Annotated in this window: 21 protein-coding genes and 1 pseudogene; 4 read left to right on the top strand and 18 right to left on the bottom strand. The window is 71.5% G+C overall.

Annotated elements, in window-relative coordinates:
- Nucleotides 1-178: 178 nt before the first annotated feature.
- Entirely contained in the window at nt 179-913 is a 735-nt protein-coding gene (locus ACGFZW_RS29510) for a prepilin peptidase (protein ID WP_393896299.1), read from the bottom strand.
- Nucleotides 914-952: 39 nt separating this feature from the next.
- Between ACGFZW_RS29510 and ACGFZW_RS29505 the strand changes: the two genes are divergently transcribed.
- Nucleotides 953-1312 (top strand): DUF192 domain-containing protein, encoded by a 360-nt coding sequence (locus ACGFZW_RS29505; protein WP_393896298.1) that lies wholly within the window; start codon nt 953-955, stop codon nt 1310-1312.
- Nucleotides 1313-1644: 332 nt separating this feature from the next.
- Here ACGFZW_RS29505 and ACGFZW_RS29500 read toward each other — a convergent pair whose 3' ends face one another.
- The 12 genes from ACGFZW_RS29500 to ACGFZW_RS29445 all read right to left on the bottom strand — a co-directional run bounded on the left by ACGFZW_RS29500 (nt 1645) and on the right by ACGFZW_RS29445 (nt 12053).
- Nucleotides 1645-2274, bottom strand: coding sequence for an OmpA family protein (locus tag ACGFZW_RS29500; RefSeq protein ID WP_393896297.1), 630 nt, complete (start codon nt 2272-2274; stop codon nt 1645-1647).
- Between the two features lie 8 nt (nt 2275-2282).
- Nucleotides 2283-2867, bottom strand: a complete 585-nt coding sequence (locus ACGFZW_RS29495) for a hypothetical protein (RefSeq protein WP_393896296.1) — start codon at nt 2865-2867, stop codon at nt 2283-2285.
- A gap of 99 nt (nt 2868-2966) precedes the next feature.
- The gene (locus tag ACGFZW_RS29490; protein WP_393896295.1) at nt 2967-3680 is read right to left on the bottom strand and encodes a pilus assembly protein TadG-related protein; all 714 of its coding nucleotides are present in this window, start codon (nt 3678-3680) and stop codon (nt 2967-2969) included.
- 14 nt (nt 3681-3694) lie between these two features.
- Nucleotides 3695-3859 (bottom strand): membrane protein, encoded by a 165-nt coding sequence (locus tag ACGFZW_RS29485; protein WP_033266190.1) that lies wholly within the window; start codon nt 3857-3859, stop codon nt 3695-3697.
- A 597-nt stretch (nt 3860-4456) separates the two neighbouring features.
- Nucleotides 4457-5350, bottom strand: a complete 894-nt coding sequence (locus ACGFZW_RS29480) for a DUF5936 domain-containing protein (RefSeq protein WP_393896294.1) — start codon at nt 5348-5350, stop codon at nt 4457-4459.
- 15 nt (nt 5351-5365) lie between these two features.
- Nucleotides 5366-6313 carry a type II secretion system F family protein gene (locus tag ACGFZW_RS29475; protein WP_393896293.1) on the bottom strand — a complete coding sequence of 316 codons (948 nt, stop codon included), beginning with the start codon at nt 6311-6313 and terminating at the stop codon, nt 5366-5368.
- Nucleotides 6310-7650: a CpaF family protein gene (locus ACGFZW_RS29470; protein ID WP_393896292.1), complete on the bottom strand. Its 1341-nt coding sequence runs from the start codon at nt 7648-7650 to the stop codon at nt 6310-6312. Before ACGFZW_RS29470 ends, ACGFZW_RS29475 begins: the two co-directional genes overlap by 4 nt.
- Nucleotides 7647-8141, bottom strand: coding sequence for a TadE/TadG family type IV pilus assembly protein (locus ACGFZW_RS29465; protein ID WP_393896291.1), 495 nt, complete (start codon nt 8139-8141; stop codon nt 7647-7649). Before ACGFZW_RS29465 ends, ACGFZW_RS29470 begins: the two co-directional genes overlap by 4 nt.
- On the bottom strand, nt 8138-8521 hold the full coding sequence (locus ACGFZW_RS29460) for a TadE family protein (protein WP_393896290.1): 384 nt from the start codon (nt 8519-8521) through the stop codon (nt 8138-8140). The genes ACGFZW_RS29465 and ACGFZW_RS29460 overlap by 4 nt, the downstream gene beginning before the upstream one ends.
- A gap of 3 nt (nt 8522-8524) precedes the next feature.
- Nucleotides 8525-9967 (bottom strand): CpaE family protein, encoded by a 1443-nt coding sequence (locus ACGFZW_RS29455; RefSeq protein ID WP_393896289.1) that lies wholly within the window; start codon nt 9965-9967, stop codon nt 8525-8527.
- 13 nt (nt 9968-9980) lie between these two features.
- The gene (gene cpaB, locus ACGFZW_RS29450) at nt 9981-10697 is read right to left on the bottom strand and encodes a Flp pilus assembly protein CpaB (RefSeq protein WP_393896288.1); all 717 of its coding nucleotides are present in this window, start codon (nt 10695-10697) and stop codon (nt 9981-9983) included.
- Nucleotides 10698-10793: 96 nt separating this feature from the next.
- Nucleotides 10794-12053: a hypothetical protein gene (locus ACGFZW_RS29445; protein WP_393896287.1), complete on the bottom strand. Its 1260-nt coding sequence runs from the start codon at nt 12051-12053 to the stop codon at nt 10794-10796.
- 334 nt (nt 12054-12387) lie between these two features.
- On the opposite strand from ACGFZW_RS29445, the gene ACGFZW_RS29440 reads away from it, so the two are divergent.
- Nucleotides 12388-13437: a chitinase gene (locus ACGFZW_RS29440; protein WP_393896286.1), complete on the top strand. Its 1050-nt coding sequence runs from the start codon at nt 12388-12390 to the stop codon at nt 13435-13437.
- Between the two features lie 99 nt (nt 13438-13536).
- On the opposite strand, the gene ACGFZW_RS29435 is transcribed toward ACGFZW_RS29440, so the two are convergent.
- Nucleotides 13537-14469 carry a serine protease gene (locus ACGFZW_RS29435; protein ID WP_393896285.1) on the bottom strand — a complete coding sequence of 311 codons (933 nt, stop codon included), beginning with the start codon at nt 14467-14469 and terminating at the stop codon, nt 13537-13539.
- A gap of 260 nt (nt 14470-14729) precedes the next feature.
- Here ACGFZW_RS29435 and ACGFZW_RS29430 point away from each other — a divergent pair, with 260 nt between their 5' ends.
- Nucleotides 14730-16121: a M14 family metallopeptidase gene (locus ACGFZW_RS29430; protein WP_393896284.1), complete on the top strand. Its 1392-nt coding sequence runs from the start codon at nt 14730-14732 to the stop codon at nt 16119-16121.
- A gap of 69 nt (nt 16122-16190) precedes the next feature.
- Here the strand turns inward: ACGFZW_RS29430 and ACGFZW_RS29425 are convergent, their stop codons facing one another.
- The 4 genes from ACGFZW_RS29425 to ACGFZW_RS29410 form a co-directional block, all read right to left on the bottom strand.
- On the bottom strand, nt 16191-17663 hold the full coding sequence (locus ACGFZW_RS29425; RefSeq protein ID WP_393896283.1) for a GntP family permease: 1473 nt from the start codon (nt 17661-17663) through the stop codon (nt 16191-16193).
- 143 nt (nt 17664-17806) lie between these two features.
- Nucleotides 17807-18217 (bottom strand): RidA family protein, encoded by a 411-nt coding sequence (locus ACGFZW_RS29420; RefSeq protein WP_393896282.1) that lies wholly within the window; start codon nt 18215-18217, stop codon nt 17807-17809.
- Between the two features lie 5 nt (nt 18218-18222).
- Nucleotides 18223-19002 carry an IclR family transcriptional regulator gene (locus tag ACGFZW_RS29415; protein WP_393896281.1) on the bottom strand — a complete coding sequence of 260 codons (780 nt, stop codon included), beginning with the start codon at nt 19000-19002 and terminating at the stop codon, nt 18223-18225.
- A gap of 73 nt (nt 19003-19075) precedes the next feature.
- Nucleotides 19076-20098 carry a sugar kinase gene (locus tag ACGFZW_RS29410; RefSeq protein ID WP_393896409.1) on the bottom strand — a complete coding sequence of 341 codons (1023 nt, stop codon included), beginning with the start codon at nt 20096-20098 and terminating at the stop codon, nt 19076-19078.
- Between the two features lie 300 nt (nt 20099-20398).
- Here ACGFZW_RS29410 and ACGFZW_RS29405 point away from each other — a divergent pair.
- A pseudogene (locus ACGFZW_RS29405) lies at nt 20399-21690 on the top strand (amino acid deaminase).
- Nucleotides 21691-21826 lie beyond the last annotated feature (136 nt).

Below are 21826 nucleotides of genomic sequence, written 5' to 3'. Positions count from 1 at the left end.
GCACCCCCGGGAATCACGGCGTGGCTCCGGCGGAGCGGGGTGGGGCGCGGTGGGGCAATCGGCCGTCCTGGAGCCCTGGACGGGTCTTCCGCAGGGCGATCCGGGGCGGGCGGGACAGCCTCAGGCACTGCCCCCCGGAGCTCCTGCCAGTAGCCCTCACCGAGCGGCCGCGTGCGGATCAGGTGGCCGCGGACGCTCCCAGCAGCAGGCCGCAGAAGGCACCGGCGATCATGAACGGGCCGAGGGGCATGGTCGCCTTCCGGCCGTCGCGCCGGAACAGCACCAGTCCGGCGCCGTAGAGGGCCCCGATCAGCACCCCCGCCGCGCCACCCGTGACGACGGTGCGCCAGCCGTACCACCCGAGGGCGACCCCCAGCCCGAGAGCCAGCTTGACGTCTCCCAGGCCCAGCCCGGCCGGTCTGAGGACGAACAGCAGCAGATAGAACCCCCCGAGCACCAGCCCGCCGAGCAGGGCCCGCCGCCACGCCCCGGTCTCCCCCGTCAGCCATCCGACCACCCCCAGGACCCCCGCGACCGCGGCGGCCAGCGGCAGGGTCAGCTCGTCGGGGAGGCGCCGCACCCGCCGGTCGACGGCCACGAGCAGCACCGCGACCGGCGCCGCGAGCAGCCAGGCGGCCAGCTCGGGCCGCGGTCCGGTGGCAGCAGCCAGGGCCGCGCAGACCAGCGAGGTGACCGTGGCGGTCGGCAGCACGCCCGGCCCGTACGTCCCGCAGTGCGCGCAGCGCCCCCGCCCCACCCAGCCCCGCGCCATCCCGGCGATCGGGTGCCCCTCCGGACAGGTCGCGCGCCACTCCTCCTCGGGCTCGACACTCAGCCGGTGGGCCGGTCGCGGTATGAGCAGCCCTGCCGCGGCCCCGTAGGCGGCGGCGAGAACCATCAGCATCACTGACACGCGTCGACCTTAGAACGGGGAGCTGATAGAACGTCGCCCATGGCGCGTTGGGAGAACGGCCCGGGGATCCTGCACGGCGCGGCCACCGACATTCCGGTGGAGATCGCGGCGTCCTACCGCACCCGCACCCGTGGCCTGCTGGGCCGCGACGGCATCGAAGGGGCGCTGCTGCTCACGCCGGCGAGCGGCATCCACACCTTCCGGATGCGGTTCGCGCTCGATATCGCGTATCTGAGCCGGGATTTCACCGTGCTGGCCGTACGCACCATGTCTCCGGGGCGCCTGGGGCTGCCACGGCCGCGGGCGCGACACGTCCTGGAGGCGGAGGCGGGAGCGATGGCACGCTGGGGCCTGCGCCCGGGGCTGCGCCTCACGGTGACCCCCGACAACACGCGCTGACCGTACGGACGTTCCCCCGCGCGCCGGGCACCCGCGCCCGCCGGCGCGCGGAATCAGCTGGTGGCTCGTCTCCCTGCCGCGAACCCCTTCTCCCAGGGCAGGAGCAGGCAGGTGGGGCCGCGCGATGCACTTCCAGCTGATCGCGTGCGTGCGGTGCGTAAGTGACCATAGGGCAGATGTCCTCACGGGGCACTTATCCCCATATGTACTATCTGCCGGGCCAACGTCCCGTACTTCGCCGCGCAATGGCCCTGCGTTCACCCTTTCCGGTCGGCAACCGGCGCCGCGAACCGGGGTCCGCGCATCGGAGGCTGCCGCCGTACGGCGGACGCTCACGACCCGTCGCGCGGGAAGCTCACCTCGACACGGCGATTCTTCTTACGGCCGGCTTCCGTGCCGTTGTCGGCGATCGGATACTGCTCGCCGTAGCCACGGATCTGGAAGGTGACCGAGGAATCGAGCTCCTTGGCCAGCTCCCGCTGGACGGCGTTGGCACGGTCCTTGGAGAGCACCAGGCCGTGCCCGGCGGAGCCGAGGTTGTCCGTGAACCCGAACACCCGCAAGCCTGTGGCGTTCTGCTTCTCGATCTCCGCGGCGATGGTGGCGATACGGGAGAGCGCGTCCGGTGTGAGCTTCGCGCTGTCCTTGCCGAAGAGGACCTCGGCCTGCAGCGCGAAGGTCACGTTGTCGTTGGTGTCCTGCCGGCGCTCGGAGCCGTCGTCGGTCTCGACGATCGATTTGATGTTGAGCACCTTGGAGGGCGCCAGCTCGGCCCCTTGGACCATCTTGAGGTCGGGGTCGTGGGTGTCGATCCGCACCGGGGGGTCGGAGTTCTCGGTCACGCCGGGCGGGTCGGCCCGGGCGGCCGGCACTGTCAGCGCCGCGGTCAGCAGCAGCGCGAGGGCGGCCGTGACGGCCGTACGGGCGGCGCGGGGCGCACGTGGGGTCCGGGTGGAGGTCATCGGCCGGCTCAGTCCGTGATCTGCACGCCGGCCGGCGGCATCGTCGGCAGCTGGAAGTCGACTTCGGTCACCTTGGCGGGCGGCGCCGGGAACTGCGCGAAGACCGGACGGCTGGAGCCCGGCATCAGACCGCTGAGTCCGGTGGTGCACAGGCACTCGCCGTTGGTGTCGCGCAGCACCAAGTACCTCTTCTTGCCCGCCTTGTCCACGAGCGTGGCCCCCGAGATGGAGGAACGGGAGCGCATCTCGGTCTCATTGGAGCGCCAGTCGATGGCGTTGAAGGCGCGGGTGCCGCGGTTGGTCACCGTGCCGTTGACCGTCACGAAGCCGCCGGAGTCGCGGACCACGGAGTGGAGGGTGACGACCACGCCGTCCGGCCCCTTCATCTCACCGATCACCTTGTCGGAGTCGGCCGCGGGCGCGCCGGGGTCGCTCTCCTTCGGGGCGGAGCTGTGGGCCGCCGGCTTCTTGTCGTCCGTCGCCTTCGACCCGCCGCCGTCGCCACCGCAGCCGGCCACGACCAGAGCCAGGCCGACGGCGCTCGCCATGGCGACCGCTCCCCTGGCGGCCTTCGTGGTGCGCCGAATGCTCATGGATGCGATTCCTTTGATCGTCGACTGCTCGGTTCGGTCGGGTCTTCGGGCGGGCCCGGCCGGGAGGTTCGGTGCGACCGGGGCGCGAGGTGGAGCCGGTCAGCGGGCGAGACGTACGGAGAACAGGTCGGAGGCGTCGGGGAGATCCTGTGGCTTGTCCGGGTCGAGCGTCCAGCTCTTTCCGTCGCAGAGGAGCGTGACCGGCGGCGGCTCGTCACCCTCGTCCTCGCCGTCCTTGCCCGCGGGGTCGCCCTTGCCGTCCTCGCCGTCCTTTCCGGCCGTGCCGCCGGTGGTACCGCCCTCGTCCGACGGCGGTGTGTCGATGGTGCAGCGGGGGCCGACGACGGACTGCGCCTCCGCCGACGCGTGCCGGTTCTCGGTCCCCGGGATGACCGAATCACCGACGGTGTTACGGGTCTTGACCGTCACGGCGAAGGACGTGGGCCAGGAGTCCGGGGTGCAGGCGGAGACGGCCGCGTCGTTCTCCCCGGCGAACCAGTCCGCCGCCGCGCAGGCCGCCGCTGAGGGGACACCACGGCCGTTCAGCAGCTCCTCCCAGGCCGATGCGTCCTCGTCACCTTCGCCGGCACGGATCGCGTCGAGAAGGGCGGTGCTCAGCTGATCGCGGTACTTCTGTCCGGCGGCGAGCGCGGCCGCGTCGGCGGCGGTCTGCGCGCCGTTGCGGGTGGCCGCGGCCTGGCCGACGGCGAAGAACGCGAGCGCGAGAAAGAGCAGGCCCCCTACCGCCACGATGTAGAGCGGAAAGGCCTGCCCCGCGTCGCGCCGTCGGCGGCGCGCAGTGTGGGCCGTCACGGCCGTGGCGGCGGCTAGATGCCGACGACGTCGGAGATCTTGTTCGCGATGGCATTCGCGATCTGACTGCCGAAGTCCGTGGTCGACAGGACCAGGACGATCGCCACGACCACCGCGATGATCCCCAGGTACTCGATCGAGGTCTGTCCCCGGTCGTTCCCCAAAACCCGCTTCGCCATCGTCTTCCCCTCCATGGGCGGCCGTCCCGCTCTGGTCCGGCCGGTCTGCCCCCGTGGTGTCGGCGCGGTGGGCCGCGCTCTTGACACGAAGAAAGTACGCCGGAACAGGGTTCCCGGAACAGGGATTCCGAACCCCGTCCTCGTCCGGGAACGCGCGCGGGAGGCACAATGGCGTGTTTCGGCCACTCAGTCGCACCTCGACCACCCCCGTTCCCCCTCCGGGACCATCCGGCGCTCCGGCGCCTTGGCGGACCGGCCGGCCCGCCCGCACCGCGGTGCGAGGGGAGCCGCCAGCGCACCCACTGTGGCACAACTCGTTGCTCCTGCGAAGGCGTTGGCGAGAAGCGGTGGGTACATCGGTGTCATCCGGCCGGTGGCGCGCCGCGGTGGCGGGTGGGCGCGGGATCCGGGCCGTCATGGCCCCGGGAGCGGCGGGGCCGCCGGGCGGCCGCGGGGCCGGGAAGCGTTGACCGTACGCCGAGGTGTGCGGACGCCGGGGCCGGTCGCGGTCAGCGAAGGCGCGGGCGGCGCGGGAAGGGCCCCGCCTTGCGGATGCACATCGCGTCGACGGCGCCCGGGCCGGGGCGCGGCCATCGTTCAGTCGCCCATCAGGGAGCCGAAGTTGGTGCCGGACCCCAGGAAGAAGCCGGCGATCAGCAGGATCATCGTGGCCGGGACCATGAAGGTGGTGACGATCATCGTGGCCTTGGGGACCGCCCGGGCGGCGCGCCGGCGGGCGTTCTGGGCGTCGGTGCGGCGCATGTCGTTGGCTATCTGGATAAGGGTGTCGACGATCGGCGAGCCCAGCTCCTCGCCCTGCTGGAGGGCCGTGACGAATTGGGCGACCTGTTCGGAGTCGTTGCGTTTGCGTAGTTCTTCGAAGGCCACCCGGCGACTGACCCCCATGTCCATCTGGCGCAGGGTGATGCGCAGTTCGTCGGCCCAGGGGCCTTCGTACTTCTCGGCCACCCGGTCCAGTGCCTGACGGAAGCTCAGGCCCGCGCTGACGACGACGGCGAGCACGTCGAGGAAGTCCGGAAGAGTGCGTTCGATGGTGTCCTTGCGCTGGCGGATGGCGGCCCAGATGCCGACCTCGGTCCAGAAGAGGCCGAAGAGCACCATCAGAACGCCGAGAAGCGGCTGATCGCGCAGGAACATCACCAGCGCGCCGCCGAAGCCCAGGGCCCCGTAGACGGCGCGGCGGGCGGCGTAGCGGTCGACGGTGAGGCCACCGGGGTTGCCCGCCAGGTCGATGCGGCGCCGGACCCGGGCGACGCGTTTTTCGCCCATCAGCCGCAGCACGAGCGGCGCGTAGCGCATGCCCGTGCGGTCCACAGCGGAGCCGACGGCGGTGGTTCTGGTGGAGCCGACCTCCAGGGACAGCGCGAGGTCGGGCGGGAGCCTGGCCTCGCGGCGGTAGAGCGCGATACCGCAGCAGATGCCGACGACCGACAGGGCGAAGGCGGCGGCCAGCAGTGGTCCGATTCCCATGGCGATACCCGATACCTAGATGTCGATCTTGGCGAAGCGACGGATGAAGAAGAAGCCCAGCGCGTAGAGGACGAACGACGCGACCACCGCGAACTGCCCGAGGAAGGAGGACGTCATCCGGTCGATGGCGCCCGGCGCGATCCGGTTCATCAGCAGCAGGGTGCCGATGCCCAGCAGCGGGACGACGTAGGCGGTGACGACGACCTGGGAGAGCTGGGTGCGGACCTCGCGACGGGTCTCCTTGCGCTCCTCCAGGGTCGTGGTGAGGTTGCGCAGGGAGCCGACGACGGTGCCGCCGGCGCGGTGGGAGAGCACCAAGGTGGTGACCAGGACGACGAGTTCGCGGGAGGGCAGCCGTTCGGCGAGTTCGCCGAGTGCCTCGTCGACGGAGTGGCCGACGGCGAGCTTGTCGGAGACCTTGGCGAGTTCCTCGCCTGCCGGGGCCTCCAGTTCCTCGGCCGCCATGCCCAGCGCGGTGCGCAGCGCAAGTCCTGCCTGGGTGGCGTTGGCGAGGATCCGGGACAGCTCGGGGAGCTGGTTGATGAACTTCTCGATCCGCTTCTGGCGCTGCCAGTTGAGGAACGCGAACGCGGCCCAGACGGCGGTGAGCGCGGCGATCGGGCCGAAGAACGCGGCGAGGGTGGCCTGCGCGATCAGCCAGAGCGCGACGACCGTGCCGAGCATCGCGACGAAGAACTCGCCGGGGGTGACGTCCAGGCCGGTGGCGGCCAGCCGCAGCGCGAGTCGGCGGCCGAAGCGGGTGTCGCGCAGGGCGCGGTCAACGGACGGGAAGCGGCGCCGCCGCCCGGTCTGCGGCAGCCGGCGCTCGTCGGCGAGGCGGTCGACCACCGCCTGCCGCTGGGCGCGCCCGGCCGCGTAGGTCCGTACTCCGGCGACGGCGAGCACGACGCACAGCAACGTGGCGCCGACGGCGAGCAGGGCCGGGTCGTTCAGGCCGGTCATGAGGTGGCCCTCCGGGTGTTGAGCTGGTCGCCGCTGGTGGCTACGCCGAAGGCGGGCGGGGCGGGTTCGCTCGCCATGAAGAGACGTTCGGCGACGCGGGGCGGCAGCGGGTAATAGCGGAACCGGCCGTGCACGACGCGGTCGGCGCCCATGGGTTGGGCGTCGAAGCGGCAGACCGTGGCGATCCGGTAGTCCTCGTGGCCGCGGGAGTCCAGGACGGCGATCTCGGTGATCCGGCGGGAGCCGTCGGCGTGCCTGCCGAGCTGCACGATGCAGTCGACGGCGCTGTTGATCTGGTCCCGCAGCGCCTCGAACGGGATCTTGACGTCCGACATGGAGGCCAGCGTCTGCAGGCGCATCAGGGCGTCCTCGGCGCTGTTGGCGTGCACGGTGGCGAGCGAGCCGTCGTGTCCGGTCGACATCGCCTGGAGCATGTCGAGTGTCTCGCCGCCGCGCACCTCGCCGACGATGATGCGGTCGGGGCGCATGCGCAGGGAGTTGCGTACCAGGTCGCGGATGGTGATGCGGCCCTTGCCCTCGACGTTGGGCGGCCGCGACTCCAGTCTGATGACGTGGCTCTGCTGAAGCTGGAGCTCGGCGGCGTCCTCGACGGTGATGATGCGCTCGCCGTCGGGGATCAGCCCGGAGAGCGCGTTGAGCAGGGTCGTCTTGCCCGCGCCGGTGGCGCCGGAGACGACGATGTTGAACTTGGCGCGCACCAGCCCGGCGAGCAGCATCAGCATCTGCTCGTCGAGCGTGCCCATGCCGATGAGTTCGGCGAGGGTGTAGGCGCGCGGGAAGCGGCGGATGGTGAGGGTGGCGCCGTTCAGCGCGAGCGGCGGGATGATGACGTTGACGCGCTCACCGGAGGGCAGCCGCGCGTCGACCATCGGATTGGACTCGTCGACCCGCCGGTTGACGGTGGAGACGATCCGCTCGATGGTCTGCATCAACTGCTCGTGGGAGGCGAAGCGGACGGGCAGCAGCTCGACCCGGCCGGCCCGCTCGACGTACACCTGGTCGGGTCCGTTGACCATGATCTCGGTGATCGAGGCGTCCTCGAGGAGCGGTTCGAGCACGCCGAGACCGAGCGCCTCGTCCACCACCCGGCGGATCAGCTGGGAGCGCTCGGCGGTGGACAGCACCGGGCCCTCGCGGCTGATGATGTGGCCCAGTACGCGCTCCAGCCGGGACCGGCGTTCGGCGGCGGCCAGCGAGGACATCTCGGCCAGGTCGATCTCTTCGAGCAGCTTGGCGCGATAGACGGCGACCAGGTGGCTGTCCTGACGTGCCTCCGACGGCGCTTCGGGTGCGACGATCCGGGCTTTCAGACTCATCGCGGGGCTGCTCCTTCGAAGCTGATCGCGGTCGCGGGCCCGGCGGCCGGGAACGGCCCCAGGGCGCGGGGTGCGGCGGGGCGGGGCATGGTGGCGCTGCGGCTTGCGGATCCGAAGTCGACGCCGGGGACGAGGGAGGGGATCCGCACGGTCGCGGTGGCGCGCACGGATTCGCCGGAGCCGCCCACCGAGATCGTCGTGCCGTCGCCGAGCCAGCCGCTCATCGCGGCCCGGCCCGCGGCCTGCGGACTGGCCTCGCGGTCGGCCTCGTCCAGGGACGCCGTGCGGGCCGCGGCGCGTGCGGCCGTTCCGGCCTGCTGGACGGCGTACGCGCCGAGGCCCAGCTGGATGACGCCCAGGGCGACGGCGAGCAGGATCGGCAGGAAGCCGAGGAACTCGATGGACACCTGGCCGCGGTCCCGGCCGCGGCCGCGCAGCCGCGCGGCCCCCCGCCCGGCGCCCGCCCGCCTGCCTGCCGGCATCGCCCTCATCGTCCGCTCTCCTTCACCGCACCGGCCGTGCCGGTGACCGTCCAGGGGAAGTCGGCGGCGCCGGGGAACAGCACCGGGACCTTGATACGGACCGTCGCCTTCCACAGCCCCGACTCGATGTGACAGGAGGTCGCGGCGCCGCTGCGCCAGGAGGAGGGAAGATCGTCCTCGGCGGCGGTGCGGCAGGCGCCCGCGCCGCCGGTCTCGGTGGCGGTCGCGGCGCGCGCACCGCGGTCGGCGGAGTTGGCGGCGAGCGAGTAGGTGTAGCCGACGAGCACGAACTGCCAGAGCAGCGCAAGCACCACCGCGATCAGCGGAAGCAGCCCGAGGAACTCCACCGACACCTGCCCCCGGTCGCTTCCGCCCAGCGGGCGCCGCACCGCTCAGCCCTCCTCGTACGGACCGGCCGGGTCGAACGGCCCCGCGCTCCGGGCCGCCGACGGGCTGCGCCGCGCGCCGAACCGCGCACGGGGCCCTGCCGCGGGCCCCGGGGCGGCGCCGCCGGCCGGTTGCGCCGCTGCCGGAGCCCCCGCGGTTATGGCCTTGCGCTTGCCGCGCCCGGTGAGCGACGTCCGCGCCCGGTGGCTGCCACGCCCCTGCCGCACGGCCGGCGACTCGCCCAGGCCCAGTTCGCCGGCCAGCGCCCACAACGCCTGCTTGACCGTGGACCTGCCGTCGAGATCCTGCATCCGGCCCGCGTCGACGCAGGGCTGAAGCTCCTTGAAGGCAGCCGGGACGGCGGTCCTGGCCACCTGGGTGCCGGTGGCCCTTGCGACCAGCGGCGGCTGGATCTCGGTGTTGCGGGTGAGACGGTTGACGACGGTGGTGGTGTCCTCGGCCTTGCGGATCTGGAGCCGGTCCCACAGCCGCACCTGCCGTTTCGCGGCCCGTACGGACACCACGTCCGGAGTGGTCACCAGCAGTGCCACATCGGCGAGTTCCACGGCCGCGGCGCTGGCGGACTGCATCTGGGCGCCGCAGTCGACGACCACCACTTCGTAGCGGGAGCGCAGCGCAGTGACGATCTGGCGGGCGGCCCGGTCGTCGACCTCCTCGCCGCGCTCGCCCTCCTCCGGGGCGAGGAGCAGTCCCAGCCCGGTGTGATGGTCGTGCACCGCGTCCTGGAGGACCCGCACCGAGATGTCCTCGATGCCCGCCAGGTCGACGACGGAGCGGCGGAACTGGACGTCCAGGTAGGAGGCGACATCGCCGGACTGGAGGTCCATGTCCACCAGCGCGACGCTGCGGCCCGCGGCCCGCGCGGCCAGGGCCAGCTGGACGGCGGTGACGGTGGTGCCGACGCCGCCCTTGGCTCCGGTCACGGTCACCAGGATGCCGCTCGGCCCGGCGGTCGCCTCCTGGCCGCCCCCGAGGTGTACCCGCACGCCCGCCGACCACTGGGCGGCGGCCTGCACCCGGCCCGCCAACTCCTCATAGGAGAGCGGCAGTCCGACGATGCCGCGGGCTCCGGCGTCCATCGCCGCGGCGAAGAGTGCGGGACCTGCGTCGGTGGTGATCAGCACGACGCCGACGGACGGGAAGCGCAGGGCCACCTCTCGGATCAGCTCCAGGGCCGGCAGCGGCCCGATCCGTTCGTGGACGAGGACGACTTCGGGGAGCCCTTCGACGGCGGCCGGGGACCCGGCGGGCGGCGGCGGTCCCGCGGGCGGCGCACCGCCGGCCGCCGTGCCGGCCAGCGCGGCGAGCAGGGCGGCGGAGTCGCCGACGGCGGGGAGGGGAGCGGCGTCCGGCAGCCGGCCGAGCAGTTCGGTCACGGCTCGCGCGGCGTCGGGGTCGCCGACTGCCGGGAGGATACGGATGGTCACCTGGGCCTCCGGGTCACTTGTCGCCGTCGAGGGTGTAGGTGCGCTCGCCGGGTGGGATGGTGGCCTCGCTGTCGGGCGCGAGGAGCGCGAGGCGTACGTGGGAGGCGAAGGACTCGGCGTACGCGACGCGTTGGGCGTCCCGGGTGTCCAGGGCGAAGGTGATCGGGACGGCCTCGCCGGCCTGGCGGGTGCCTGCGGTCTCCCCCGGGTCGGTGGCTTCCAGGGGCGTCAGTTTGCCGACATCGATGACCTGGGCGCCGGCGACGATGACCTTGGAGACCGGCTTGTCCTCGGCGCGCTTGCCCTCGAAGGTGGCGTAGATGTTCACCCGCGCACCGGGGTTGATCTTTCCGGCCACACCGGTGGCCGCGTCGATCATGATGGCGATCTCCTGTTGCCCGGACTTCAGTGCCGGGCGCTCGACGACCATGTCGTCCTGCAGCAGCGACCCCTTCTTCAGCGGGGTCACCGCTATCTTGCCGCTGACCTGGTCGAGGTCGGTCACGGCGGTGGACGGCAGCCATCGCTTCGGCATGCTCACCTTCTCGAACTGCCCCGGATCCAGCGGTTTATAGGCCGCGACATCCGTCTTCAGCCGGTACGCCGTCGTCTCGGGCCCGACCTTGGACTCGACGTTCTTGATCACCGACAGCACGCCGAGAAACGCGCCGATCGCACAGAGGACCGACACGAGCAGCAGGATCACTCCGCGGCGCTGGCGAGAGTTCATGGGGAAGGGACCTCGATCGGGACGAGCGGCAGGGACGGCGGGATCGGTGGGGTCGGTCGGCGAGCGTCACGGGAGCGGTGGCCGGTCGGGCGGGCGTCAGCGCACGTGGGCCACCGTCCGCGGACTCGCTGCGGCATCGGGCCCCTCGGGGAATCCCGGACCGCCCGGCAGGCCGGGGCCGGTGGTGAAACCGGGGGCGCCGGTGGAGTAGGGCACGCCGGTACCCGGCTGATACGGGCCTCCCGTCACCTGCGGCCCCCGTACGTCCGGTCGGCCGGGCTCGCCGCACGCGCCGCGCCCACCGGGCACCCCGGCCGGCGCGACGGGTGAGAGACCCCGCTGTCTCAGCGGGGAGGGAGGTGTGGCGGCCGGGGGCGGCTCCGGAGCGGGCGGTGCGGCGGCAGTGGACGGTCTGGCGAGAGTGGGGGTTCCTGCGGAGGCGGTCGGTGCGGCGGAAGCGCCCGCCGCCGGGCCCGCTATGGCCGCCGGCGCCCCGGCGCTCCGCCCGCGCGCGCCTCCCGCGGACCCCGCTCCCCGCAGCGGCGCCGCGCAGAACGCGCAGCGGTCGCCGATCAGTTCCACGCCGCACCACCGGCAGGGCTCGCGGCGTACGGACGCGACCAGCTGGTAGAGGACCGACAGGTCGGGGATGGCGGCGGCGAATTCGATCAGCTTCTGGGTGCCCCACCAGCGCGGGGACTCGGCGGGCAGCCGGTCCTCGTGGACGCCCTGCACCTGCCAGGCGGGGGCGAGCACCCCGCCCACCCATTCCGCGGCGAGCCGGCCGCGGGCGACGGTGAGCCGGGTGACATAGCCCGGTGCGGGCAGTCCCGGGTCGGTGCTGTGCCGGTCGATGTGCAGCAGCTGCGGCTCCGGATGGGCGAGCACCGCGAAGTGGGAGCCCGGCAGCCAGGACTTCATATGGGAGCGGACGTCCACCTCGACGCGGTCCAGGCCGCCGATGCTGCCCAGCAGGGCGCCGGCGTGCACGTAGTGGGACAGCAGCCGCGCCGCGCAGGCCAGTACGCCGGGGCTGAGGTCGGAGAGGGACAACTGCCGCAGCTGACGGGCGAGTACGGCCACGCCCAGCGGCGGCAGGGGCAGCGGCAGGATGGCGATCCGGTCGCTTTCCAGGACCGCGCGCAGGGTGTGCAGACGGCGGATGTGTTCCGGCGGGCAGGCCGAGGAGTAGAGGACGATGAGGTGCCCGTGGTGCTCCAGCACGGCGCTGGTCTCCGTCAGGGCATCGTCCAGCGGCTGGAGTTGGGGCGACTGGAGGACGACGGCGGCAGGGGTCTGCCGGTCGGTGGCGGGCAGCGCGAGGTCAGGGCTGGTGACTGCAATCGCGGTCGGCACGTCGCTCCCCCACTCCTTCCGGCCTCCGGGGGCCCCGGGACCGCGGATCGGCACAGCTCTGCGCCATCGGCGCCATACGCTCAGCACTTTATCCACGAGATACGCCCCAAGAGAACACGTTCTGGGCTACTCGTCATGGCCGTTCTCCCGCCGGGAATGGGCGTATACCCCCCGGGGAAACCGCGCATACCGCCCGGGCGCCCGCGCGGGAACGTCAGGTTCCGCCAAGAGCCTTGACAGGATCAATGGTCTGGACCACGTTGTACGGCAGCACAGGGGCCCCTGAGCGCGCATCCGCACCACTCGCCCAACTCCCCCCCACACGGAGGCAGTCGTGGTTCGCGCACGATCAGGAAAAGTGAAGAGAAGGCTGCTCGCGGGGCTCGCCGCCGCGGCGTTCACGTCGGCCGGTCTCCTGGCCGCCGGCACCGCCCAGGCGTCCGAGGAACACCGGGCCGCCCCCGCCTCGGGCACCGCCGTGGACACCCGCGCGGACACCGCCGCGGTACCGAAGCACGCGGTCACCGGCTACTGGCAGAACTTCGACAACGGCGCCACCGTCCAGAAGCTCAAGGACGTCGACGACACGTACGACATCATCGCGGTCTCCTTCGCCGAGGCCACCGCCGAGCCCGGCGGCCTCGCCTTCACCCTCGACCCGGCCGTCGGCTACGGCTCCGTCGACGACTTCAAGGCGGACATCAAGGCGAAGCAGGCGGCCGGAAAGTCTGTCGTCCTGTCCGTCGGCGGCGAGAAGGGCGCGGTGTCCGTCAACGACGACGCCTCCGCCAAGAACTTCGCCGACTCCCTGAACGGCCTGATGGACACCTACGGCTTCGACGGCGTCGACATCGACCTGGAGAACGGTCTCAACGCGACGTACATGACGCAGGCGCTAAAGGCGGTGCACGCCGCGCACGGCGACGTCGTGGTGACGATGGCTCCGCAGACCATCGACATGCAGTCACCGCAGAACGAGTACTTCAAGACGGCGCTCGGCATCAAGGACTTCCTGACCGTCGTCAACATGCAGTACTACAACAGCGGTTCGATGCTCGGCTGCGACGGCAAGGTCTACGCCCAGGGTTCGGTGGACTTCCTTACCGCACTCGCCTGCATCCAGTTGGAGGGCGGCCTCGACCCGTCCCAGGTCGGCATCGGCGTGCCGGCCTCCTCCAGCGCGGCGGGCGGCGGCTACGTCGCCCCCTCCGTGGTCAACGCAGCACTGGACTGCCTCACCCAGGGCAGCAACTGCGGCTCGTTCAAGCCGTCCAAGACCTACCCGGGTCTGCGGGGTGCGATGACCTGGTCGACGAACTGGGACGCCGCGAACGGCAACGCCTTCGCCACCCAGGTCGGCGCGCACGTGCACGGACTGCCGTAGCGCCTGGCAGCCGGACGCTTCCCCGGTCGCCACCCCCCACCGCCAGGTCCCGTGCGCGGCACGCACGGGACCTGGCGTCCTGTCAGGGGGCGAGCCCGCTCAGCGGCGGTTGGCCGAGGGCTTGGGCAGAGCACAGCCTTCCTTGCTCAGGTCCAGCTTGTTGCCGACGCCGAAGCACTTCGGTATGCCGTAGGTCTGCTGCGCGTAGTTGATGCCCTGGTGGACCGTCACCTCGCCGTTCTCGTCCACCTCACAGGGGTTGTTGACGGTGCACTTCGCACCGTCCTCATTGCCCGTGTTGTTGATGGCCGCGACCTTGCCGCTGGCTACGTCGATCACCGGCGAGCCGGACGTCCCGCCGATCGTCTTGCACTCCGGGGTGTACCGGACCGAGTCCTTCCAGGTCCACTCGCCTTCCTTGAGGGTGTGCACGAACCCGTCGACGGAGCAGGAGTAGATCTTCTTCCAGTAGCCGGAGACCACGCTGATGGCGGCACCCTGAGCGGGGTGCTCGGTGGCCAGTTCCAGGGGCTTGATGCCATAGCGCTGCTCGATCTGCGCGTAGGTCGAGCCGGTCTCGTACAGCGAGACATCGGTGTCGGTCATCGTGGCGTACGCGACCTTGGTGGCCTTGATCGTGCCCAGCGCGCTCGCCGACGCGCTGAGCAGGGTGAAGCTGCGGGTGGACGGCTGGTCGACGATGACTTCGCCCGCTCCCGGCATGCCGCCTTCGAGGCAGTGGCCGTTGGACATCACCAGTGCCGGGTCGTTCGGCTGGGAGTCGGGCATCCGCACCACGGAGCCCGAGCAGTTGCTCAGCGCGACCGTGCCGGCGAAGTTCACCGCCTTGGGCCTCGGCTTCTGCCGTGCCTCGGCCGGGGTCGGGTGCAGAGCCGCCTGCACCGTCGGAGTCACGCCGGGCTGCGCCGCCTTGCCGGGGTGGAGGGCCGCGCCGGCTGTACCGGCGGTGCCCATCAGGACTGCGGCTCCCAGGAAGGCCGTGGCCAGGGAGCCGACGAGAGGTCGATTCATGTGGGGTCCTCTCAGCATGCGTCACCGAGGGCACCACACCCGGGTGCCCTCGGTTTGTCGTGCGCATTGTCCGCGCGCGGCACGCACGAGGCAATGAACTTGCCTGCATCCACGCCAAGTTGGCGGAACTTGGGCATCTCACGACCCCCTGCGCCGACGCACGCCGCACGACCACATCTGGCCGCCGAACGCCTTGACCCGGCCATGCCAAGGGCCAACACTGGCGCGGTCGCTTCGCCTCACACCCCACAGGAGACCGCATGCGACCACGCCTCCGCGGCGGACGTATCACCGTCCTCGCCGCACTCCTCTCCCTCGCCCTCGCCGCGCCGATGGCCGACGGGGCCCAGGACTCCCCGCACACCGGCCCCGCGGCCACCGGCCTCCCCCTCGGTGCGGCGGAGGAGGAAATCCCGCACCAGTACGAGGTGACCGCGCCCGCCACCGGGGAGCGCCCGCAAGCACCCGTCAAGCGGGACGCCCGGGGCATCGCCAACGCGCTCGCCACGACAGGCGCCGCGGTGGACGAGGTGCACGCCCGCGCCGTCGTCATCACCGCGGACCGCGGCCAGGCCGCCGCCGTTCGCCAACTCGGCTACCCGCTGAAGAAGTTGCCCGACCCACCGGGCGTCACCGAGAACCCGTCCGCCGGCCGCGTCAAGGACTTCCCCTCCGGCTACGCGAACTACCACAACTACGCCGAGGCGACGAAGGAGATCGACGGGCTCGTCGCCAAGTACCCCGACCTGCTGAGCAAGCAGGTCATCGGCGCCTCCCACGAGGGCCGCGACATCCTCGCGCTCAAGCTCAGCCGCAACGTCGCCGAGGACGAGGACGAGCCGGAGGTGCTCTTCACCGCGCACCAGCACGCCCGCGAGCACCTCACCGTCGAGATGGCGCTGTATCTGCTGGGCGAGTTCACGTCCAAGTACGGCACCGACCCCCGGATCACCAAGGCCCTCGACTCCCGGGAGATCTGGATCGTCCCGGACCTCAACCCGGACGGCGGTGAGTACGACATCGCCACCGGCTCGTTCCGCAGCTGGCGCAAGAACCGCCAGCCCAACGCCGGCTCCAGCAGCGTCGGCACCGACCTCAACCGCAACTGGGACTTCAAGTGGGGCTGCTGCGGCGGCTCGTCCGGCAGCCCGTCCTCCGAGACCTACCGCGGCCCGTCGGCCGCGTCGGCCCCCGAGGTCGAGGTCGTCGCGGACTTCGTCCGCAGCCGCAACGTCGGCGGCAGCCAGCAGATCAAGGCCGCCATCGACTTCCACACCTACAGCGAACTGGTGTTGTGGCCCTTCGGCTACACCGACGACGACACCGGCCCCGGTATGACGCAGGACGACCATGACGCCTACGCCGCCATCGGTACGTCCATGGCCGAGAGCAACGGCTACACGCCCGAGCAGTCCAGCGACCTCTACATCACCGACGGCTCGATCGACGACTGGCTGTGGGGCGACCAGAAGATCTTCGCGTACACCTTCGAGATGTACCCGGCCTCCGGCAACGGCGGGTTCTACCCGCGCGACTCGGTGATCCCGAAGGAGACCGCCCGCAACCGCGAGGCGGTGCTGCAACTGCTGGAGACCGCGGACTGCGTGTACCGCGCGATCGGCAAGGAAGAGCAGTACTGCAAGAAGAGCTGACCGGCAGCCGAGCGCCCCGGTCCCCGCTGCGGGGACCGGGGCGCCGGTGTGACAGGTGCGGCCCGTTCGCTAGACGACCAGGCTGACCAGAGCCGCCACCGCGAACCCGGCGACCGAGAGCACCGACTCCAGCACGGTCCAGGACTTCAGGGTGTCGCGCTCGGAGATGCCGAAGTACTTCGACACCATCCAGAACCCGCCGTCGTTCACGTGCGAGGCGAAGATCGAACCGGCCGAGATCGCCATGATGACCAACGCCAGGTGGGCCTGCGACATGCCCTGGCCCTCGACGAGCGGGAGCACGATGCCGGCCGTGGTGACGATGGCGACGGTGGCCGAGCCCTGGGCGACGCGCAGCACCAGCGAGAGCAGGTACGCCAGGACGATCACCGGCAGACCGACGTCGTGGAAGGTGTCGGACAGCGCGGTGGCGACGCCGCTGCCCTTCAGCACGGCGCCGAAGATGCCGCCGGCGCCGACCACCAGCAGGATGTTGCCGACCGGCTTGAGCGAGGCGGTGGAGACCCGCTCAAGGGACTGCCGCGACCAGCCGCGCCTGATGCCCAGGAGGTAGTACGACATCAGCAGCGCGATCGTCAGGGCGACGAAGGGGTGCCCGAAGAACTCGATGACCGAGCGGAGGGTGGAGGGCTCCAGGGCGATGGAGGAGAAGGTCGCCAGGAGGATGAGGATCAGCGGGGTGCCGATGATCGTCAGCACGGTGCCGAGCGGCGCCGGCTTCTCGTGCGGCACGACGCCGGAGGCCTCCTGCTCCGCGGCGACGGCCGCGCGGGCCTCGTCGGCCGCCTCGACCATGTCCTGCGGGACCTCGACGAAGATGCGCTTGCCGATCCAGGCGGCGTACGCCCAGGCCGCGAGCACGGCGGGGATGCCGCAGATGATGCCCATCAGGATGACCCAGCCGAGGTCGACCTTGAAGAGTCCGGCGGCGGCGACCGGGCCGGGGTGCGGCGGCAGGAAGGCGTGCGTCATCGACAGGCCCGCGAGCAGCGGCATGCAGTAGAGCAGGATCGACTTGCCCGAGCGCTTGGCGGCGGCGTAGACGATCGGCGCGAGGACGAAGATGCCGACATCGAAGAAGACCGGGATGCCGAAGATCAGGCCGGTCAGGCCCATCGCGAGCGGGGCGCGCTTCTCGCCGAACAGCCGCAGCAGCCGGCTCGACAGCATCTCCGCGCCCCCGGAGACCTCCAGGATCGCGCCGAGCATGGTGCCCAGACCGATGATGATGGCGACGTGGCCGAGGATGCCACCCATGCCGGTCTCGATCATCGAGACGACGTCGGACTTCTGGACGGTGCCGAAGAGTTCGGTGACCGACAGGCCGGCGCTCAGACCGACCGCGATGGAAACGCCGAGCAGAGCCACGAACGGCTGCAGCCGGACCTTGATGATGAGGAACAGCAGCAGAACGATGCCGAGAGCGGCGACCGTCAGCAGGCCCGCGGTGCCCGGTATCAAGGCGAGCAGGCCACCGGTGTGCGGTGGTGGCGGGGCGGGGGCCGCGGCAGCAAGGTACATGGGGTGACTCCGTTGTCAGGCAGGTGTTTTCCAGGCAGGGGGGACCGCGGCAGGGCGCCCCGTCGGTACGGGGCGCCGTGCCGTGCGGCGGTTGTTTCGGGTGCGGTGGTGCTAACGGCAGGCCGGGCAAGGGGTTCGGTGCCTCAGCTCAGGACCGCGAGGGCGTCGATCTCGATGAGCAGCCCCTTGGGCAGCCCGACGTAGACCGTGGTGCGGGCGGAGGGCGCCTCCTTGAGGCCCTCGGCCTCGAAGTAGGCGTTGTAGATCTCGTTCATCTCGGCGAAGTGGTCGACGTCGGTGAGGTAGACGCGCATCATCATCACGTCGTCCCAGGTCGCGCCGCCCTCTTCGAGGATGGCCTTGACGTTCGCGAAGGTCTGCAGGGTCTGCTCGCGCAGCGTCGGCCCGGCCGGGGTGGGGGCCTGGCCCTCGACGGCCGGGAGGAATCCGACCTGGCCGGCGACCTGAAGGATGTTGCCCTTCTTGACGCCGTGCGAGAACTTCGCCGGCGGGGTCGTGTGGGTGGCCGGAGTGAGTGCGGTCTTCTCGGTCATGTGGTTCAGGCTTCCTTTACGGGGCCGGCTGTGGGCTGGGGGATTGCGGTTCCGGAGTACTCCCGGCTGATGGTGTCGGCGGTGCGCCGCACCAGCGGGAGCAGGGTGAGGAGTTCATCGGCGGTGACGACGACATTCGGCGCGGAGACCGACATGGCGGCGACCAGGCGTCCGTCCGCACCGCGGATCGGGGCCCCGATGCAGTTGATGGACTCCTCGTGGCCACCGAGGTCGGTGGCCCATCCCTGTTCGCGGACCTTGGCCAGTTCGGCCAGGAAGGCCGTGGCGTGGGGCGTCGAACGGGACGTGTAGAGGGGGTAGTCGAGCTTCTCCGCGAGGGCGCGGCGCTCGGCTTCCGGCAGGTCGGCGAGGAGCAGTTTGGCCACCGCGGCGACGGTTATCGCCACCGGCTTGCCGATCCGTGAGTACATCCGGACCGGGTAGCGGCTCTCGACCTTGTCGATGTAGAGGACCTCGTTCTCCTCGTAGACCGCGAGGTGGACGGTGTGTCCGCATTTCTCGTTGAGGGCGAGGAGGTGCGGGTGGGCGATCTCGCGCACGTCGAGGTTCTCGACGGCTTCCTGGGCCAGGGCGAAGAGCCGCGCGCCCAGGCGGTAGCGCTGGTCGGGCTGGCGGTAGACCATGCCGTGCTCGTGGAGCGTACGCAAGAGGCGCAGTGCGGTGGATTTGTGGACGCCGAGCCGGACCGAGACCTGTTCGAGGTTGGCCGGTCCTTCCGCGAGCAGCGGAAGGATGCTCAGCGCGCGATCGACTGTCTGACTCATGCTCGAACCTCGCTCCGCCCGCCCCGCCGTGCCTGCGGGGCGTGCTGTGTGATGGCTCTCTCGCTGCGTACGTTCACTGTGCCGGTACCTCCACCCGTGCGGTGCGCAACCCCTCTGTCGTCCAACCGGGGCCGAGTCGCAGTGTGCCCCAGTCGGCGGGCGGGAGGTCGGCGAGGCGGTCGGCCAGGGCCCTGGTGGGCGGAGCGCCGAGGTCGCCGGGGACGGTGAGGGAGGCGGCGGCCATGAGGTGGCCGTGCCGGATCCGGGCGAAGACGGGCAGCTCCCGGAGGGTGGCGGAGAGGAATCCCGCGGCGAAGGCGTCGCCGGCGCCGACCGGGGCGACGACGTCCACGGCCAGGGCCGGGGCGTAGGTGACGGTGTCCGTTCCGTCCGGCTGCCGGGTGTGGACGGTGGCGCCCTGGGAGCCCTGCTTGACGACGAGGGTCGCGGGCTCGGGGAGGGCCGCGCGGATCGCGTCGGGGCCGTGCAGGTCCCAGGCCGCCTCGGCCTCGTCCTCGCCGACGAAGACGAGGTCGCAGCCCCGGGCGAGTTCGAGCAGGATTTCCGGGCCCTGGGCGGGGTCGCGCCAGAGTCCGACGCGGTAGTTGACGTCGAAGGAGACGAGGGGGCGGCCCGGGGTGCGCCGGGTGAGGGTGCGCAGCACGTCGAGGCAGCTGTCGGAGAGAGCCGCGGTGATGCCGGTGAGGTGCAGGATGCGCGTGTCCTGCAGGGCGCGCCTGTCGAGGAGGCCGGGGCTCATGGCGGAGGCGGCGGACCCGGCGCGGTAGTAGAGGACCTCGGCGCGGTCGGACGCTTCGCCGTCCACGCCGGTGGCGCGCTCACCGGCGGTGCGGAAGTAGATGCCGGTGGGGCGCAGCGGGTCGCGCTGGACGGCGGCGACGTCGACGCCGCAGTCGGCGATGGCCCCGACGAGGTGGTCGCCGAAGCCGTCGGCGCCGACGCGGGAGACCCAGCGGGCGGTGTGGCCGGTGCGGGCCAGCGCGCAGGCGACGTTGGACTCGGCACCGCCGATGGCGCGGTCGAAGGACGGTACGTCGGCGAGCCGCCCCGGGCGAGTGGGCAGGAAGGTGACCATGGACTCGCCGAGACAGACGACGTCGACGTCCGGGCCGACGGTGTCGCTGACGTTCGAGGACCTGGTCACGATCGGTTGCGCTCCTTCGCTGTGCCTGGGGCGGGCGGGGGACGGAGCCGGTCCGTCGCCATGCCCGAGGGGCTTGCGGGCGGTCCGCCATACCGGTCTGCCGGCGTTGCGCCCCCTGCTTTCTCGCAGGTTTCTCACCATTGACCCGGTGATGGCTCGGATGTTAGACAGCTGTAAGCGATATGCGCAATGGGTGTTGCAGAGGATGCAACAAGATATTGAGGAGGCCCCATGGCCGGCGAGCGGCTCGCGAAGGGACTCAGGCAACTCGCGGAGGAACGCGTCGACCACCGCTTCAAGGCGCTCCCCCCGGACGCCGAGGGCAGGACCGTCGGCGAGCTGGCCGCCGAGCGCAGGAACCTCTTCCGCGACGGCTTCACCACACCCGTCCTCGCCCTCTCCGCCGAGTCGGTCGAGCACAACCTGGCCCTCATGGAGACGTACGCCACCCGGCACGGACTGGCCTTCGCCCCGCACGGCAAGACCTCCATGGCGCCGCAGCTCTTCGCCCGCCAGCTGGAGCGCGGCGCGTGGGGCATCACCGCCGCCGTCCCCACCCAGGTCCGGGTCTACCGCGCCTACGGCATCCAGCGGATCTTCCTGGCCAACGAGCTCGTCGACGCCGCCGCGCTGCGCTGGCTCTCCCACGAGCTGGACACCGATCCGGACTTCCGCTTCATCGCCTACGTCGACTCACTGCGCGGCATCGAGCTGATGGACACCGCCCTGCGCGAGGCCGGCGCCACCCGTCCCGTGGACGTCGTCATCGAGCTGGGCGCCGGCGAGGGCGCCAGGACCGGTGTGCGCACCGAGACCGAATGCTTCGAACTCGCCGACGCCATCGCCGGCGTGGACACCCTGCGCCTGGTCGGCGTCGCCGGCTACGAGGGCGAGGTGCCGGACGCCACACCCGAGCGGGTCGGTGCCTGGCTGCGCCGGCTGGTCGCGCTGGCCGTGGAGTTCGACAAGGCGGGCCGGTTCGCCGATCTCGACCAGATCGTCGTCAGCGCGGGCGGCAGCGCCTGGTTCGACGCGGTCGCCGAGGTCTTCGACGAGATCCCCGAACTGTCCGCCCCGGCACTGAAGCTGCTGCGTTCGGGCGCGTATGTCTCGCACGACGACGGCCACACTACCAGCACGTGACCCCGTTCAAGCGCGTCCCGGAGGAGGGCACCCTCCAGCCCGCCTTCCGCCTGTGGGCACAGGTCGTCTCCCGCCCCACCCCCCAGCAGGCGTTCCTCAACGCCGGCAAGCGCGACGCGGCGTACGACCTGCACCTGCCCAAGGCCCAGGTCGTACGGTCCGGCCGGGACGGCACGCTGCGGGCTGCGGACGGGATCACCGTCACCGGCCTGTCCGACCAGCACGCGTGGGTCGCCACCGAGCACGCCGGCGATCTGGAGGTCGGCGACTGGGTCGGTCTGGGCCTCTCGCACCCCTGCACGTCCTTCGACAAGTGGCAGCTGATCCCGGTGGTCGAGCAGGACGGCACGGTCACCGACTTCCTGCGCACCTTCTTCTGATACCGGCCCCGGCCCCGCCCGGCCGGCCCGCCACGGGCCCCGGGCGAGGGTGAACGGGTGCCGCCGCACCGGCGGCACCCGCACGGCCGGGAGAGACCCGAGAACACCCGAGCAAGCCCGAGAGCCCGAGAAAGGC

It is taken from the genome of Streptomyces sp. NPDC048248, assembly GCF_043201875.1.
In the GTDB taxonomy this organism is placed as follows: Bacteria; Actinomycetota; Actinomycetes; order Streptomycetales; family Streptomycetaceae; genus Streptomyces.
This window is presented reverse-complemented; position numbering and strand designations above follow the sequence as displayed.